Here is an 18,024-nt window from a genome sequence, read left to right as displayed (position 1 = left end):
CCGTCAAATATTAATTCTTGACTTGATCAACGAGCTTATTCTTCTTGATCCAAGGCATCATATCACGCAGTTTCGCGCCGACCTGTTCAATGGGATGTTCGGAAGCGATTCGCCGGCTTGCTTTGAGTACCGGCGCGCCCGATTGGTTCTCGAGAATGAATTCTCGTGCATATTCTCCGGTTTGAATTTGGTGCAGAATTTTGCGCATTTCAGCTCGGGTTTCATCAGTAATGATGCGAGGCCCGCGCGACACATCGCCATATTCCGCATTATTGGAAATCGAGTAGCGCATGTTCGCAATACCGCCTTCGTAAATCAGATCGACAATCAGCTTGACTTCATGGAGACATTCGAAATAAGCCATTTCAGGCGCATAGCCCGCTTCGACCAGCGTTTCGAAACCAGCCTGAATCAGGGCCGTCAAACCACCGCACAGCACGACCTGCTCGCCAAACAAGTCTGTTTCAGTTTCTTCGCGGAAGCTGGTCTCAATCACGCCTCCCCGGGTTCCACCATTCGCAGCCGCATACGACAATGCAAGATCCCGGGCTTTGCCGGAAGGATTCTGATGCACGGCGATCAATGAAGGTACGCCGCCGCCTTGCAAATAAGTAGAACGCACCAAATGACCTGGGCCCTTAGGAGCAATCATGATGACATCCAGATCTTCACGTGGTGTCACTTGTCCATAATGCACGCTGAAGCCGTGCGCGAACGCCAACGTGGCGTTTTTCTTCAAGCCTGGCTCAATTTCCTTTTTATAAACTGAACCAATTTGTTCATCCGGCAAGAGAACCATGACGACATCCGCATCTTTGACCGCTTCGGATACTTCCATAACGGTCAGTCCGGCCTTCTCAGCTTTGCCCCAGGATACCCCCCCCTTACGCAGACCCACGGTCACCTTCACGCCGGATTCGGTCAGATTATTGGCATGCGCATGACCCTGCGAGCCATATCCAAGAATCGTTACTTTTTTTCCTTTGATCAGTGAAAGATCGGCGTCCTTATCATAATAAACTTTCATTATTTTCCTTTTAAACAAAATGAGGGTAGAAACAGGCAAGCATCTGAGAATACTGCATAAAAAGAGTTACTCGAATGACCAGTTCACAATTGAGTTTTAACAGCGAACCGGGATTATACCTTTAAAGTCCATTCTCCGCGCCCTATGCCGGAAGCACCCGTCCGCACCGTCTCCAGCACCGCGCTACGCTCAACGGCTTCAAGAAAGGCATCCAATTTTGAACTGGTTCCCGTCAATTCAATCGTATAGGACTTATCGGTGACATCGATGATGCAGCCGCGAAAAATTTCTGTCAGGCGCTTGATTTCTTCCCGATCCGAAGAGCCTGCTGCGCGCACCTTCACCAGCATCAATTCGCGCTCGATATGGCTGCCATCATTCAAATCGATGATCTTGACCACTTCAATCAATTTGTTCAATTGCTTGGTCACTTGCTCAACCACTTCGTCAGACCCTACCGTAACGATCGTCATTCTCGACAAGGTCGGATCTTCGGTGGGTGCCACCGAAAGAGACTCGATATTATAGCCGCGCGCCGAAAACAGGCCAGCCACACGAGACAGCGCGCCTGCCTCATTTTCCATCAATAAAGAAATAATATGTCGCATGTATTTACACCAGAATCATTTCAGAAAGACCTTTACCGCCGGGCACCATAGGGAAAACATTCTCAGTCTGGTCGGTAATGAAATCCATGAAAACCAACTGATCTTTCCGTTTGAACGCTTCTTTCAAGGCGCCCTCGACGTCGCCGGGCTGTTCAATTTTAATGCCGACATGCCCATAACTCTCAGCCAGTTTGACAAAATCAGGCAAGGCATTCATGTACGATTCGGCATACCGGTTCCCGTGGAAGAATTCCTGCCACTGTCTGACCATGCCCATGTAACGATTATTCAAATTGATGATCTTCAATGGCAATTTATATTGCTTGCAAGTCGACAACTCTTGTATGCACATCTGGATGCTGGCCTCGCCGGTGATGCACGCCACTTTACCCTTCGGGTTGGCAAGTTGCACCCCCATCGCTGCCGGCATACCAAAACCCATCGTGCCCAGCCCACCCGAATTGATCCAACGCCGCGGTTTGTCAAATTTATAGAATTGCGCCGCCCACATTTGGTGCTGCCCCACATCGGACGTGATAAAGGCATCCCCTTTAGTGACATCGAAGAGCGTCTCGATCACTTTCTGTGGCTTGATGATCTTGCTGTCGCGATCAAACTTGAGACAATCCCGCTCACGCCACAGATCGATTTGCTTCCACCATTCCTTCAGAGCCGTATGATCCGGTTTTTCCTTGCTCTCCTTGAGCAATTTGGTCAGCTCCTTCAGCACGTCCAGCACATCGCCCACGATCGGGATGTCGACTTTGACACGCTTGGAAATGGATGAAGGATCGATGTCGATATGAACGATCTTTCTATTTTCATTGAAGAAATGTTTGGGATTCCCGATCACCCGGTCGTCAAAACGAGCCCCCACGGCCACGAGCACATCACAATACTGCATCGCCATATTCGCTTCATAGGTGCCATGCATTCCCAGCATGCCCAGCGATTGCTTGTCGGTCGCAGGATATCCACCCAATCCCATCAGCGTATTGGTGCACGGGAAATTCAACAACTGCGTCAATTCAGTCAGTTGCGAGGCGGCATTGCTCAGGATTACCCCGCCACCGGCGTAAATCATCGGGCGTTTGGCGCTCAGTATCAGTTCCGCAGCTTTGCGAATTTGCCGGGTATGCCCTTTCGTGACCGGATTATAAGAGCGCATCGACACTTTATTAGGATACTCGAATTTGGCCTTCTGCTGAGTAACGTCCTTAGGAATATCCACCAACACCGGCCCAGGCCGGCCGGTCGAGGCGATATAGAACGCTTTCTTGATCGTCACCGCCAACTCGCTGATATCCTTCACCAAAAAATTGTGCTTGACGCAAGGACGGGTGATACCGACGGTATCGACTTCCTGAAAGGCATCCAAGCCGATCGCATTGGTCGGCACCTGGCCGCTGATCACGACCATCGGAATCGAATCCATATACGCGGTCGCAATTCCTGTCACCGCATTGGTCACCCCGGGCCCCGAAGTGACGAGCGCCACGCCGACATGGTTGCTCGATCGCGCATACCCATCCGCAGCGTGGATAGCCGCTTGTTCATGGCGCACTAGAATGTGCCGGACTTTGTCCTGCTTGAATAACTCATCATAAATAAAAAGTACCGCCCCTCCAGGATAGCCAAAAATACACTGCACCCCTTCTTCCTGCAAACAGCGTATCGTAATTTCAGCGCCGGTCAATTCCACACTCATGCTTTCTGCATCCCAATATCAATTTCAACCATTAAAAAATCTAACGATGATACCTATCAACACATCATACTAAGTCAGTAAATTTGAAAACGCGCTTGACCACGCTGCGTTGACCTCAGATTCACTAGCTACTTACACCCCGTAAACTGCGCGTATTGAACCTGTGGTTCTCGCTCCCGATTGCTCATCGTTACCTTTTCCAAACCTGCTTAACTTCCCGTACCGCCCACCGTCAATCCATCGACCCGCAAGGTAGGTTGCCCTACGCCAACGGGTACGCTCTGGCCATCCTTTCCGCATGTTCCAACCCCGGGATCCAGCGCCATATCGTTACCAATCATCGACACCCGCGTCAGCACATCCGGTCCGTTTCCGATCAGTGTCGCCCCTTTGACGGGATACGTGATTTTCCCATCCTCGATCATATATGCTTCTGCCGCCGAAAAAACAAACTTTCCGCTGGTGATATCAACCTGCCCACCGCCAAAATTGGCCGCATACAAACCATGTTTGACGGATGCAATGATTTCTGCCGGATCCTTGTCGCCATTCAACATATACGTATTGGTCATACGCGGCATCGGAATATGCGCGAACGATTCCCGGCGTCCGTTGCCCGTCACTGCGACGCCCATCAGCCGGGCATTCAGACTATCCTGCAAATAGCCCCGCAGTATGCCATCCTCGATCAATGCAGTGCATTGCGTCGGATTGCCTTCGTCGTCGATATTCAAAGATCCACGCCGCTGTGGAATGGTCCCATCGTCAACGACGGTCACACCCGGCGCTGCAACCCGTTCGCCGATGCGGCCAGAAAATGCGGAACTGCCCTTGCGGTTGAAATCGCCTTCCAACCCATGACCAATGGCTTCATGCAATAGAATTCCCGGCCAGCCGCTGCCGAGAACGACGGTCATCGTACCGGCCGGCGCCGGACGCGCATCCAAATTGACGACAGCTTGATGCACGGCCTTCTTGGCGTAATCCAGCAAAATCTCATCCGTAAAATAGGCATAACTGAAACGACCGCCTCCGCCGGCCATGCCTTGTTCGCGGCGGCCATTCTCTTCGGCGATGACTTGCAGCGACAACCGCACCAATGGTCTCACATCCGCCGCCAGCATACCATCGCTGCGCACGACCAACATTACTTCATATTCACCGGCCAATGAGGCCACGACCTGAGTGATGCGCCGATCGAGCTGCCGGGTAATGCGCTCCAATCGCTCCAACAACGCAACTTTCTCGGCAGCCTCAAGACTTGCAATCGGATCATCCGGCAAATACAGTTGACTGCGTTGCAGCGCGTGCTGCTTCATGCCTTGCATGGCACTCGCGCCACCTTGATGGGCAATCGCCCGCGTTGCCTGAGCAGCCGATACCAGCGCCGGCATGCTGATGTCATCCGAATACGCAAACCCGGTCTTCTCGCCGCTGATGGCACGAACGCCGACACCCTGTTCGATGTTGAAGCTGCCTGATTTGACAATGCCCTCTTCCAGCATCCATCCTTCCGATCGATTGTATTGAAAATACAGATCTGCGTAGTCGATGTTATGCGCCAACATCTGATCCAAGACGCGCTGCAGGCCGGTCGAGTCGAGTTCGTACGGCGCCAATAGGCAACGATCAGCAATCGAGTAAAAATCGTTTTTTTGTGTTACCAAATCAATCGTCATAGTTGTTCACTGGTGTTTTCATACTGAATCAGCGTTAGTATCGGTTCAGCGCATTTTGGTTCGCAACAGCCTGACAACATCAATGCCACCCGTTCACACTCAATCCTGATGAAAGGCGTACTCAGAGCCTCGCGAAGACAAATGCCGGCGCCCATTCTATTACTTGCAAATACAAAAGCATAGCATTTTGTATGCGGGTACTCATCATGATGATCCACTAGCTAGCGATGCTGTGCTGCAATATGCGGTGATCCAATGCAGGCAGATTCGTGCGCAAGCTGGCCTGGTACTCGGGATCCAGGGTTGCAACGACCGCCCCGGAACCCCGCGGCAAGCGTTCCATGACGACACCCCACGGATCGACGATCATGCTGTCGCCATTCGTTTCACGCCCGCTGACATGATACCCGCCTTGCCCCGGCGCAATCACATAGGCCATATTTTCAACGGCTCGAGCCCGCACCAAAACTTCCCAATGCGCTTTTCCTGTGATCGAGGTAAATGCCGCAGGCGCTAGAATAATATCCACATTATTCATCATCCGGAATAACTCCGGGAAGCGCAGATCGTAGCATATCGACAGCCCGATACGGCCAAAGGGGGAATCGATCGTAACCACCTGGTTTCCTGCCTTGATGGTTTTTTCTTCGGCATATTTCTCCTGCCCCAGTTGCAAGCCGAACAAATGGATTTTGTCGTACCGTGCCACTTGCTCGCCATTCTCCGCATACACTAAGCAACTGTTATAAACTTTATCCGCTTCCGGCGACGCCAACGGCACTGAACCACCCACCAGCCATATCCCCAACCGTCTGGCAGTCTCGCTGAGAAACTCCTGGATCTGCCCGGAGCCGGGTTGCTCCCGAACTGCCAGCTTGTCCGTATCCTTCATGCCCATGATACAGAAATATTCGGGCAATACGACCAGCTTGGCTTCCTGAGCCACCGCTTCTTCGATCAGCCGCGCTGCTTCCTCGAGATTTGCGGAAACACTCGGCCCCGATGCCATCTGTATGGCTGCAACACGGAAGCACGAGCGTTTTTCTGTAACAACCGGTGAGCCCCCTTGTTGATTCGTCAATTGGTTTATCATGTTCTTACTGCTTCAAATTTTATTCTGACAAGCATGAGAATATTTTCATGTTCATTTTATAATTATTCATAGGCTCACTGACCTGAAAAACTTTGAGAAAAGTTTCGAGCAAAAGTACAGCACGGTAATTTTTCAGAGCTTTCCGGAGTGAATGCCCAGCCTCCGACTGCCAATGCCATGACAGTCAACCGGGATTTTAGCATCTACACTGACAACGTACTATTTCGATTTACGTAGAATCTGATGTCAGTGCTTGCGGTCTTTGCTATTCTATGACGTATGCACATTTTTTACCCAGCATGATGATGGTCACCACCAGCCAATCACCGAATGCGATTATCACCCAAGCGCTCTCGTTCAGCCGTTATGTGGAGCGCATCCTGACCAGCGAGCCCGAGCGAAAAACTGCGCTATTGCAATCCGTGCATCTGCCTTTCCAAAAAAAGGAAATGCAGGCCTATCTCAATTCCGAATCCCATCAAATCGCCGATGAAACGACACTGGACAGCGTGCTGCGCGATTTGCGCAAACAGGTCATGCTGCGATTGACCGCGCGGGACATCGGCGGCCAGGCGGATCTGTCCGAAATCATGTCTACCATGACCGACCTGGCGGAAACTACCATTCAGTTCGCGCTCGATCATCATGAACACTGGATGACGCAACCCAATCATTTTGGGCAACCCATCGGTGAGCACAGCAATGCCCCTCAGCATCTGCTGGTGGTCGCGATGGGCAAGCTGGGCGGCGGCGAATTGAATGTGTCGTCGGACGTCGATCTGGTGTTTGTTTATCCGGAAGATGGCGAAACCAATGGCAGAAAATGCATTTCGAACCACGAGTTTTTTGCCCGCCTGGGACGCAAGCTCATTGCCAGCCTCAACGACTATTCCGTCGATGGCTATGTGTTCCGCGTCGATATGCGCTTGCGGCCTCACGGAGAAAACAGTCCGCTAGCGATCAGTTTCCCGATGCTGGAAGAATATTTTCTTAAGCAAGGACGGGAATGGGAGCGGTACGCCTGGATCAAGGGCCGCATCATTGCCGGGCATGCCGATGCCGACACGCAATCCATGCTGATGGAGAAAATCGTGCGCCCATTCGTATTCCGTAAATACCTCGACTTCGGCGCGTATGAATCGATGCGGCGATTGCATGCGCAACTGCGCAAGGAAGTCGAGCGCCGCGAAATGCACGACAATATCAAGCTGGGCCCGGGAGGAATCCGCGAAATCGAATTCATCACCCAAGTCTTCCAGTTGATTCGCGGCGGCCGCGATGCCGATCTGTGCATCCGGCCCACGCTGAATGTCCTGCAACGCATACAGAAAAAGCAGCAACTGCCGGAACAGGCCGTGACCGAACTGACCCAGGCCTATCATTTCCTGCGCAAGCTCGAGCATCGCTTGCAATATCTGGATGATCAGCAAACCCAGACCCTTCCGCTCAATGCAGGCGATCAGAACCTCGTCGCGACGGCTATGGGATTTTCCGATTACCGCCAATTCATGCAGCAATTGGACATTCACCGCAAAAATGTCACGCGCCAATTCGAATTGATCTTCGCCACGCCGCGCAAATCTCCCACGCATGACATGCTGGCCTATTTATGGCAAACCGAAACGCAGGATGGCTCTCAATCGGAAGCTGCAACCACGCAACTCACGACCATGGGATTCACCGAGCCCGCGAAGATTTCCGAGCGGCTGCGCGCTTTCTATCAGGGTTTATGCTATCAGCAATTGCCCGAATCCAGCCGTCAGCACATCAACACGCTGGTGCCGCTGATCATTGAAGCAGTGGCGGAGCTGCCGCCGGTTGAAGTGACGCTCGCCCGCATGCTGCGATTGCTGGAAAACATCAGTTCACAAACTTCGTATCTGGCACTTTTACTGGAACATCCACAAACTTTGCAGCGCGTCGCCGAACTGGTCAGCATCAGTCAATGGGCGAGCGACTATCTCAGCCGGCACCCCATCCTGCTCGATGAATTGCTCGGTCACGATGCCCCGCACCCGGCACCAAACTGGCAGATGCTCGCCAATGACCTGGCCTATCAACTGAATCATGACAACAGCCCCAAGAGTGACATCATCGAATGGCAAATGGATGTATTGCGGCATTTCCAGCACGCTCAGGTGTTCCGCCTGCTGGTAACCGATCTGGAAGGCTCACTATTGCTCGAAACATTGAGCGATCACCTGACCGCGCTGGCGGATCTGATTCTCGGCACGGTGCTGAATTTAGCCTGGAATGGCTTGAAAAAGCGCCATCGCGACAAGCCGGCATTCGCTGTGATTGGTTATGGCAAACTGGGTGGAAAAGAACTCGGCTATGTGTCCGACCTCGATCTGATTTTTCTGTACGATGACGATCACCCCGACGCGGCGGAGATTTATACCAAACTCGGCCAAAGCATCAATGCCTGGCTGACCCGGCACACGTCGGCGGGATTGCTGTATGAAACCGATTTGCGCCTGCGCCCGAATGGTGCCACCGGCCTGCTGGTCAACTCGATGGAAGCGTTTGCGCAGTACCAACGCGAACACGCCTGGGTGTGGGAGCATCAAGCATTGACGCGGGCGCGGTTCGTCGTGGGCGACAACATGGTTGGAGAAACCTTCGAAAAAACCCGCAAGGACATTCTGTGCAAGTCGCGCAACTTGAGCGAACTCAAGCAGGACATCCTGAAAATGCGCGAGAAGATGCGCGATGTCCATCCCAACCCCACTGCATTGTTCGACATCAAGCACGACCGCGGCGGCATCATCGATGTCGAATTCATCGTGCAATACCTGGTGCTCGGTTATGCCCACCAGTTTCCGGAACTGACCGGCAATATCGGCAATATTGCGCTGCTCAAACTGGCTGGCCAGCTTCATCTGATCTCGATCGACACCGCCGACCAGGTGCGCTCCGCCTACCGCGAATTCCGCCGCATCCAGCATCGCCAGCGCCTGAGCGGCGACGCCGACATGACCGGAAACATCCCGATCGATGGCCTAACCCCTCGATTCATCCGCATCGAAGGCAGTCATTTGAAGGACGACCGCATGGCAGTGCTGGCGTTATGGGAAGAAGTGTTTGGTCATTGAAATACAAGTTCCGCACATGAAAAAACCCCAATGTATGATCCAGCTCACAACATAGCCCGATCTGATCATTAATAATTATGAAATATATGCTGCAATAAAAATCTGGCACGATTTCTGCTATAACTTTCGCACACACCACGGTGTGCCTACTAACCTACAGGAGAACAACAAATGCAACATGCACAAAAAGGTTTTACGCTGATTGAGTTAATGATCGTTGTCGCCATTATCGGTATTCTGGCCGCCGTGGCTGTACCTGCTTATCAAACCTACACCCAAAAAGCTCGATATACTGAAGTAGTATCGGCTGTAGCCCCACTTAAACTCGCTGTAGAGCAATGTTTCCAAGCAACGGCGTCTTTACTCAACTGCACTCATGGTGCAAATGGTGTTCCTGGACAAATTGCTACATCAGGTCAAGTAGCCTCAGGTGCTATTTCCGGCAATGGCGCTGCTACAGCAGTAATCACAATGGTACCTGTCAATTCAAATGGAATAGCAACCGCTGATGATTACATTCTTACAGCAAATATCGTCAATGGCACTATTCAATGGGCAAAAACTGGTGGTTGCGTGAATAAAGGACTTTGCTAATCTAGATTTACCAGGGATAAATTCTGACGATTTTATTCTTTGAAGCTTAGAAATAAAAAGCCGCCTTTAAAGGCGGCTTTTTATTGGGTATTTTTGCCATACTCATGGATTTAGATACTCAAATTTATCCATAAGCTGGCATCTATCTTTGCTTACTTAAAACGCGCTTCATTTCTGATTCTCTTCCACTGGATTTAGCAATTGCTCAAACCCTGTACTGTCCTTTTATCAATCATGGACAATTGCCTTTATATATTTTTCCACGGTATCTCAGTATTTCTGAGAAAACTCACCATAAATATACCTATAATAATCAACCTCTTGAATAATTACCTCTTTGACGCAATTAGACAAAAAGTGACCATTTTCGTCACTTTCTGCACAATAAACTAATAAATATTTAATAATCAATCAATTACTCGATCTTTCCAATAACCTGGTTTCCGACTATTGTGCATTACTGCAACAACAAAAATAGTGCCTGCCTGGAGACGGTATAAAACAGAAAAAGGAAATTTTCTTAACAGGAACCTGCGATAATTTTTTCGAAATTTGGGCCAGGTCTCAGGAAATTCAGTCAGCGTCTGATAAGCCAATTCCAACTCATGCAGAAAGTCATCACCCAGTCCTTCTGCCTGATTCTGGTACCATTCATAGGAGATTTTACTTCGCTGATAACATCCGGATGAAAAATGATGTCATGCATCCCTGTTTTTCACTGACTTTTTGATTTCGCTCCACGACAGACCCTTTGCCATTCCGGATTGAAGCTCTAGATATCTTCTCTCGGCCAACTCTGCCCACGCGTCATCAACACCTTCATCTTGTTTTGACTCCAAAGATGAAATCAAACAATGCACAATCAGCGCTCTTTCATCAGCAGATAATTGCTTAATATCTTCAATAACTTGATTAAAAACTGCAGACATGAAGACTCCTTAGCTATCGTTGAAGAGGTATTACTTAAACATTCAGTATAGCCGATAAGCCAAATTCAGAGGAATTCTCTAAGGAAGCTCGGAAAAAGGTAGTCGAGCGACGGCTAAGCAAGAAAAGATCAGGTACAGCATGCTCACTTTCACCTCGTGAAATGAGCATGCTGTACCTGATTTCAAAGAGTATTTTCAGCGCAGGTTTACTTGATGCACACGACCCTGACCTGATGAATATCGGTAATGCCTTGCAGCACTTTTTCGATGCCATCCTGCTTCAATGTCCGCATGCCTTCGCTCAATGCCGTGACCAGCATGTCGGCGACGCGCGCGCGTTCCTGGATGTTCTTTTTCAAGGCGTCGGTGGCGGTCATCAGTTCATGCAAGCCTACCCGTCCGGCAAAGCCGCTGCCATTGCAATGCTCGCATCCGACCGGTTTATATAACGTAAGCTGACTGGCTTCGTTGCCGTATTGCTTGATCCAGTGAGCAAGAATTTCTTGAGTGGCCGCTTCCGGATCGACCTTGAAATGATCAATGTTGGTGAGTTCTTCGCAATACTCCGTTAGCAGCATGCGAATTTCCGGTTCGCTCGGATGGTAAGCTTCCTTGCATTTGCACAAGCGCTTGGCCAGCCGTTGCGCCAGCACGCCCAGCAACGCATCGGAGAAGTTGAATGGATCCATGCCCATGTCGAGCAGACGAATCACCGATTCAGGCGCGCTATTGGTATGTAATGTCGCCAGCACCAAGTGACCGGTCAGCGACGCTTCGATGCCGATGCTGGTGGTTTCCTTGTCGCGCATCTCGCCCACCATGATGATGTCCGGATCGGCGCGCAGGAAGGATCGCATGATCGCCGGGAAGGTCAAACCCGCCTTGACATTGATCTGAACCTGCCGCAGTCCTTTCTGCGTGATCTCGACCGGATCTTCCGCAGTCCAGATCTTGGTGTCGTCGCGATTGAGGTATTTCAGCACTGAGTGCAGGGTAGTGGTTTTACCGGAACCGGTCGGGCCGCAGACAAAAAACAATCCATACGGCTTGCTGATGATTTTTTTCAACGCCTCCAGGTTATGCTCGGTAAATCCCATTTTCTCCAGAGGAATCGGCTCGCCGGCGGCCAAAATCCGCATCACTACGTCTTCCACGCCACCGGCGGAAGGAATGGTCGCGACCCGGAGCTCGATATCCAACGGCGCGAATTTGCGGAATTTGATTTTGCCGTCCTGCGGTTTGCGCTTTTCAGAAATATCCATATCGCACATGATCTTGATCCGCGTCACCAACGGATTGCGGTAACTGGCCGGAATCTCGATGTACGGCATCAACGATCCATCCTTGCGGAAACGGATCTTGGTCTTTTCCTTGCCGGAATAGGGTTCGATATGAATATCCGACACCCCCATCTTGTAGGCATCGATGATGATTTTATTGACCAATTTGACCAGCTCGTTATCCGAAGCTGCCGAGGTATCCTCTTTATCGCTGCCGGTATCTTCGAGCGGATCTCCGCCTTCCAGATTGAACAGCATCTCATTGATGTCACCCGTGCTGATCTCGCCCGGCCCACTGCCATAGAACTGTTCGATGGTGGCGTCAAACTCGCGCCGCGTCGTGACCGCATAGACGATTTTATGCTTCGGAAAAATCGTGCTGGCAACGCGCTGAGATTGAATTCTTTCCGGATCCAGCGTCAGCACGACGATGCCATCCTTGGTTTCATCGATCGGCAACCAGGCATTGCTTTCGACATAATCCTTTTTCAAATGCTTCAGCAGTTCCATGGGCTTGATGCGGTCTTTCTTGAAAGGCTCGTAGCGGCAACCGAAGAATGCCGACAAAGCCTTGCCGATCAGCGATGTATCGATGCGCAAATCATCAAGCAGCACTTCCTCCAGATCACACCCTTTCTTTTTTGCCGACCGTATCGCCAGTTCAAGCTCCGCGGCGGAGATCGCGCCTTCAGCGACCAGCGCGTCATATTTTGACTGCGGCCCCTGCACAAGCTTCTGAGGCTGTTTCAGAATCGTTGCCAGCGTCCGGCAGAGTTCCAGCACGCCTTCCACTGCGATGGTCTCGAACGGTTGGTTATTCTTATGATTGATTACCTGCACCAAACCGAGCAATTCCTGCGCATCGGCCGTCATTATCGGCGCTACGATCATCTGTTTGGTACGGTAGCCGGTACGCTTATCGATTTCATGCGAAAACGTCAGTTGCGCATCGATGGCTTTCAATTCACTTTTATTGTAGACATCCTCAATATTGACGAGCTTTTTCTTGGCACTGACATGACCGGTAACGGTGCTTTCAAGCATCGGCAATTTGAGATCCTGAACAGCATTGAGTCCGGCTCTGACGCGGGTTATCAATACCGATCGATCCTCGCTGAGCGTATAAATGATGAGCCGGTCGGCATTGAACACGGCGCGCAGTTCCTTGGTCAATTCCAGCATGACCTCATCCATATTGCCGGAAGATTGGATTTTTCCAAGCGCGGCTTGCAGGTTATTGGAAAAATCCAATTCATTCCCAATGCTGGATCCATCTTTTCGGATCAGAGACATAGGCGCTGTACTCATGACATCAGTTCTCCCGAATGCACTAAAACTCAAATAATTGATTATTTTCAAGCCGGCGCGGATTGAATTTCGCGATGCAATGCTGAATTTCAGCCATCGTTACATCAGCTTCGCCCGGTTTCAAATGGGAAATGAATATCTCCGCATCGCGTTCAAATTTTTCCAATTCTTCGGCAAGCAGGCTCGGACAGAGATGCTTGGATCTGACCGCAATATCACGCTTCTGATTGCAAAAGGCGGATTCGATGATCAGGTACTTCAGATTCTCGATCTGATTGGCGATGGACCATAGCGCTGGATTGCTGGTGGTATCGCCGGTGAATATCAGACTGGCCCGACCGGAATCCAACTGATAACCCACTGCGGGCACGACATGGTTGGCAGGTAAGGGAATGATCTTACGACCCTCCAGATCGATGACATCGCCTAGTGCTAACGGCTGATACTGCAGGTAAGGTGAAGATGGCGTCGGGATTCTGGCGAAATCAGGCCAGAGCTGCCAGTTGAATAAATGGCTCTGCAATGTCGTCAAGGTCGCCTGAATGGCATGCACAGTGATCGGCCGGGTGCGCAGCGAACCGACGGTGTCGATCAGGAAGGGAATGCACGCGACATGATCCAGATGCGCATGCGTGACAAAAACATGATCAATCTTGATCAACTCATCCAGGTTCAGGTTGCCGACGCCGGTTCCAGCATCAATCAGAACATCCTCATCCAGCAGCATGGCTGTGGTCTGAGCGTCACTTCCTATTCCTCCGCTACATCCCAGAATCCTGAGTTTCAATGGGGATTACCTCTCCGTTCATTTGATCAATAACACCGGAATGCTTGATAACTGCATCACCTTGTTCGTCACCGATCCCAGCAGCAAACCCTGGATGCCCCCCTTGCCGCGGGGGCCCATCACGATCTGATCGTAATGCTTTTCGGCAGCGAAGCGCACGATCATCTCAGCCGGATCACCAACGGTAATATGATACTGGTAAGGAATGCCGCTCTGATCGAGGAAATCACGGGTGTTTTGCAGGCATTTCAAGCCTTCGTCCTGATGATACTGTTTAATATCAGCCTGGTTGATGAACGATGACACATTCCCATCCAGAGGATACTGAACACTCAACAAATGAAGCTCGGGTTTTTCCTTATACCAATCGAGCATGGCGGCAAAAGTGGCTACTGCTTTTTTAGAATTCTCCGAACCATCCACCGGTAAAAGAACTTTTAGCATGAACAATTTCTCACTGTAACGTTGTAGATGAAAATGACCCTTATTGCTTCGGCGTAGTATCGTCAACCAGATCGACCAACGGTTTGGGGATGACTTTCTGGCGAGCTGCCAGCGCCTTGCCGGCAGAAACCACCACCAACGCAGCAACGGCCGGCGCAATCCAATGCAAATATTGCGCTTGAGAATCGACCCAGGCTTTGGTGACCACATCGGTGATTACCATGTCGCCGGCAATCCATCCCAGCAATCCAGCGCCAATGGCAATCGTGACGGGGAAACGATCCATGATTTTCATTACCAGCTGACTGCCCCATACGATGATCGGCACGCTGATCACAAGGCCGAAAATCACCAGCGCGAGGTCATCCTTCGCAGCGCCTGCAATCGCAATGACGTTATCCAGGCTCATCACGGCATCGGCCACAATGATGGTCTTGATGGCGCCGAGCAAGGTCGTGCTCGCATCGATTTCATGTCCGCCTTCCGATGACTCGGGCTGCAGCAGTTTGATACCGATCCAGATCAGCAATGCCGCACCGGCAATTTTGAGGTAGGGAATCGCCAGCAAGCTCAAAGCAAAAAAGATCAACACGACCCGCAGCATGATCGCACCGAACACTCCCCAAAATATGCCCAGCTTCCGTTGTTGCTCGGGCAACCGCCGACACGCCAATGCGATCACCACGGCATTGTCGCCGCCCAATACGATATCAATCGCGATGATTTGTAGTACTGCAATCCAGAATTGCGGATCATCAAAAGCCATTTATTTTTCCCCAGCAAAATTTCACATCAACACCCTGACATTCAAACTGTTTCTATGCATCGCCTTGAACCCCGATGAACTTCAAAAGCTCTTCTTTTTGTTGCAACGTATCGTTATAGCCCAATTCAATTAAATCCCGGCAGAACGGTGCTTCGAATAACACATAACTCAATAAAGTCGAGCCATTAGGCCCCATGGCGCCGATTGCGCGGTAGAGATTTCGCATGATCCACGGCAGCGTGTAGGCATATTTCTGTGCAATTTCATTGATGCCTTCACTCGGTGCGATCATCATCGCTTCAACCGGACGCAAGGGGATATTTTTTTCTTTCAACGTATCGTGGGGAATAAGCTTCAAGGTCTCGTTGATCCGCAGCAAACGTTCAAGATCGACATCGAGGCTATCTACAAAAATACTGTTCAGCGCGTGCCCGGCGATCTGCGCAAAAGGTGGATAAGTCGATGCATGCACCCGCTTAGGCTCATCCGTCACCGGTTTGCGCACACCGATAATCAGCACTTTGTCGGCGCCGAGATGCAGCGCAGGACTGATCGGTGCAAGCTGACGCATTGAGCCGTCGCCGAAAAATTCCCGGTTCAGCCGCACCGCCGGAAAAATAAATGGTATCGATGACGAAGCCATCAAATGCTCAGCGCCGATATCGACTGGAATTCCCAGCCGTTGCGCCCTTTTCCACGGCAGGACCGTTCTGGCAGCCTGATAAAAAGTCACCGATTGACCCGAGGTATAGCCCCATGCGGTCAATCCCAGCGCATGCAAAGCCCCGGAACGGATACAGTACTGAATGGAACGAAACGGAAAGCGATCCCTCAACAGCGCTTCCAACGGCGAATTATCGAGCAGGGAGATGGGATTGTGCTTACCAAATTCACTCGACACCAACGACAACAAACAGCGCAGCGTATTATGGAATACTCCCAGGAAATCAGATCGATAAATGTGATCAACATGAAAGTTCGACCATACCGCTTCCAGCTCTTTAATCCCTTGGGCAAAATTATTGGCTGCAACGGCAATGCTCGCTGCATTGATGGCACCTGCCGATGTCCCACAGATGACGGGGAAAGGATTGCGGGTTTTGTCGGGCAGTACTTCTGCAATGGCGCGAAGCACGCCGACTTGATAGGCTGCACGAGCACCTCCACCAGTCAGAACCAGTCCAACCTTGGGTTTCGGTAAAGGCACTCGCTGTTCAGGCACGACCCAAAAACTCTGCTTTTACATTCTCGAGTGCATCCCGCAGGGTTTCTTCAGGTAAACTATTCAGCAAGCTCGACAACACCTGAGCTGCCTGGCAAGCACAATCCGGCAGCAATGAGCTGTCCAGCTTGGCGACAAAAACGGCGGCGGCGCCTGTGGCATTCAACAGGCTTTGACGTTCATTCATCAATATTTCGACTTCTTCTCTCAACATGGAAATCTCTTGTTCTCTCAGTATAGTATTCGGCATGGGTCAATTCCTTATCGCTGTGAAACAGTGTACAACCAGCCAGGCAATATATCAGAACTATAATTCATCTAATTCCTGAGCTCTGTGCTGTTTGTCATCTTTTTCGATTAATTCCAGATACAAACCCCTTATTTATCGGCATCAATCCTTACATCATGAACACTCATTTACCAGCCACTCTCTATCCTGATATAGAACCCCATCGCCAAGAAACCTTATCGCTCGATTCATTGCACACTATGTATTGGGAAGAGTCAGGCAACCCTGCCGGCGTTCCTGTGGTTTTTCTACACGGCGGCCCCGGCGCGGGAGCAACCCCAGCCCACCGCCGTTTTTTCGATCCGACATATTATCGCATTGTCATTTACGATCAAAGAGGCGCGGGCCGTTCAACACCACTCGGCGAAATCCGCGACAATACCACACCGCACCTGATCAATGACCTGGAATTGCTACGCCAGCATTTGGCCATCGATCAATGGTACGTGTTCGGCGGATCATGGGGAAGCACGCTAGCGCTTGCATACGGCGAAGCGCACCCTGAGCGCTGCCTTGGATTCATCCTGCGGGGAATTTTTCTGTGCCGCAACGAAGAAATCGATTGGTTCCTATATGGTTTACGCAATTTCTTTCCTGAAGCCTGGAATAAACTGGTTGCTCCGCTGTCGGCCACGGAGCGGAAGGATATTCTCGCTGCCTATCATCAACGGCTCATGCATCCGGATCCGGCCATTCATATGCCCGCCGCCCGTACTTGGAGTACTTATGAAGGTTCCTGTTCGACGCTATTGCCGAACCCGGCCACAGTCAACTATTTTGGCAGCGACACCGTTGCGCTGGGATTGGCCCGGATGGAAGCGCATTATTTCAGCCACCAAATTTTCTTACCGGAGAATTCCCTGCTGAATAATGTGCATAGACTGCACCACATTCCGGCTGTCATCGTTCAAGGGCGCTATGATGCCGTCTGTCCCATCGTCAGCGCTGACGATCTGCATCATGCCTGGCCTCAGGCCGAATACATCGTCATCGACGACGCTGGCCATTCGGTCTGGGAACCCGGAATCCAGGCCGCGCTCATTAGAGCGACCGATCGATTCAAAACACGTCGATGACTTACAATTGAGCAAGAAATCAAGCAAGGCGAAATCAGCTTCAACACATGCATTTTATAAAGAATGGATGAGCATTTGAACCTGATTTCAACGCTGAATGAGCGAATGCAGTAATATTT

Annotated in this window: 15 protein-coding genes; 3 read left to right on the top strand and 12 right to left on the bottom strand. The window is 50.8% G+C overall.

Annotated features, from left to right (window positions below; all coding sequences use genetic code 11):
- Positions 1-10: 10 nt before the first annotated feature.
- The 5 genes from ilvC to ABF87_RS07005 all read right to left on the bottom strand — a co-directional run bounded on the left by ilvC (position 11) and on the right by ABF87_RS07005 (position 6,115).
- Positions 11-1,027, bottom strand: a complete 1,017-nt coding sequence (ilvC, locus tag ABF87_RS07025; RefSeq protein WP_160828427.1) for a ketol-acid reductoisomerase — start codon at positions 1,025-1,027, stop codon at positions 11-13.
- Positions 1,028-1,140: 113 nt separating this feature from the next.
- Entirely contained in the window at positions 1,141-1,635 is a 495-nt protein-coding gene (gene ilvN, locus ABF87_RS07020; protein ID WP_160828426.1) for an acetolactate synthase small subunit, read from the bottom strand.
- A gap of 4 nt (positions 1,636-1,639) precedes the next feature.
- Positions 1,640-3,343 carry an acetolactate synthase 3 catalytic subunit gene (locus tag ABF87_RS07015; protein WP_160828425.1) on the bottom strand — a complete coding sequence of 568 codons (1,704 nt, stop codon included), beginning with the start codon at positions 3,341-3,343 and terminating at the stop codon, positions 1,640-1,642.
- 209 nt (positions 3,344-3,552) lie between these two features.
- Positions 3,553-5,022, bottom strand: coding sequence for a metalloprotease TldD (gene tldD, locus ABF87_RS07010; RefSeq protein ID WP_160828424.1), 1,470 nt, complete (start codon positions 5,020-5,022; stop codon positions 3,553-3,555).
- A 217-nt stretch (positions 5,023-5,239) separates the two neighbouring features.
- The gene (locus ABF87_RS07005; RefSeq protein WP_275689447.1) at positions 5,240-6,115 is read right to left on the bottom strand and encodes a carbon-nitrogen hydrolase family protein; all 876 of its coding nucleotides are present in this window, start codon (positions 6,113-6,115) and stop codon (positions 5,240-5,242) included.
- Positions 6,116-6,387: 272 nt separating this feature from the next.
- On the opposite strand from ABF87_RS07005, the gene glnE reads away from it, so the two are divergent.
- Positions 6,388-9,210, top strand: coding sequence for a bifunctional [glutamate--ammonia ligase]-adenylyl-L-tyrosine phosphorylase/[glutamate--ammonia-ligase] adenylyltransferase (gene glnE, locus ABF87_RS07000; protein WP_240143572.1), 2,823 nt, complete (start codon positions 6,388-6,390; stop codon positions 9,208-9,210).
- A gap of 171 nt (positions 9,211-9,381) precedes the next feature.
- On the top strand, positions 9,382-9,804 hold the full coding sequence (locus ABF87_RS06995) for a prepilin-type N-terminal cleavage/methylation domain-containing protein (RefSeq protein ID WP_160828423.1): 423 nt from the start codon (positions 9,382-9,384) through the stop codon (positions 9,802-9,804).
- A gap of 698 nt (positions 9,805-10,502) precedes the next feature.
- Here ABF87_RS06995 and ABF87_RS06985 read toward each other — a convergent pair.
- The 7 genes from ABF87_RS06985 to ABF87_RS06955 all read right to left on the bottom strand — a co-directional run bounded on the left by ABF87_RS06985 (position 10,503) and on the right by ABF87_RS06955 (position 16,790).
- A complete protein-coding gene (locus ABF87_RS06985; protein WP_160828422.1) occupies positions 10,503-10,733 on the bottom strand; it encodes an addiction module protein in 231 nt (76 codons plus the stop codon).
- Positions 10,734-10,939: 206 nt separating this feature from the next.
- The gene (locus ABF87_RS06980) at positions 10,940-13,321 is read right to left on the bottom strand and encodes a GspE/PulE family protein (RefSeq protein WP_160828421.1); all 2,382 of its coding nucleotides are present in this window, start codon (positions 13,319-13,321) and stop codon (positions 10,940-10,942) included.
- 22 nt (positions 13,322-13,343) lie between these two features.
- Positions 13,344-14,108 carry a 3',5'-cyclic-nucleotide phosphodiesterase gene (locus ABF87_RS06975; protein ID WP_160828420.1) on the bottom strand — a complete coding sequence of 255 codons (765 nt, stop codon included), beginning with the start codon at positions 14,106-14,108 and terminating at the stop codon, positions 13,344-13,346.
- 18 nt (positions 14,109-14,126) lie between these two features.
- On the bottom strand, positions 14,127-14,552 hold the full coding sequence (locus ABF87_RS06970) for a universal stress protein (RefSeq protein ID WP_160828419.1): 426 nt from the start codon (positions 14,550-14,552) through the stop codon (positions 14,127-14,129).
- 40 nt (positions 14,553-14,592) lie between these two features.
- A complete protein-coding gene (locus ABF87_RS06965; protein WP_160828418.1) occupies positions 14,593-15,318 on the bottom strand; it encodes a TerC family protein in 726 nt (241 codons plus the stop codon).
- 52 nt (positions 15,319-15,370) lie between these two features.
- Positions 15,371-16,540: a patatin-like phospholipase family protein gene (locus tag ABF87_RS06960; protein WP_160828417.1), complete on the bottom strand. Its 1,170-nt coding sequence runs from the start codon at positions 16,538-16,540 to the stop codon at positions 15,371-15,373.
- Positions 16,533-16,790: a hypothetical protein gene (locus ABF87_RS06955; protein WP_160828416.1), complete on the bottom strand. Its 258-nt coding sequence runs from the start codon at positions 16,788-16,790 to the stop codon at positions 16,533-16,535. The genes ABF87_RS06960 and ABF87_RS06955 overlap by 8 nt, the downstream gene beginning before the upstream one ends.
- A 155-nt stretch (positions 16,791-16,945) precedes the next feature.
- On the opposite strand from ABF87_RS06955, the gene pip reads away from it, so the two are divergent.
- Complete coding sequence (pip, locus tag ABF87_RS06950) at positions 16,946-17,905, top strand: prolyl aminopeptidase (protein WP_160828415.1); 960 nt, start codon at positions 16,946-16,948, stop codon at positions 17,903-17,905.
- Positions 17,906-18,024 lie beyond the last annotated feature (119 nt).

This window comes from Nitrosomonas sp. JL21 (assembly GCF_009833095.1).
GTDB lineage: Bacteria > Pseudomonadota > Gammaproteobacteria > Burkholderiales > Nitrosomonadaceae > Nitrosomonas.
This window is presented reverse-complemented; position numbering and strand designations above follow the sequence as displayed.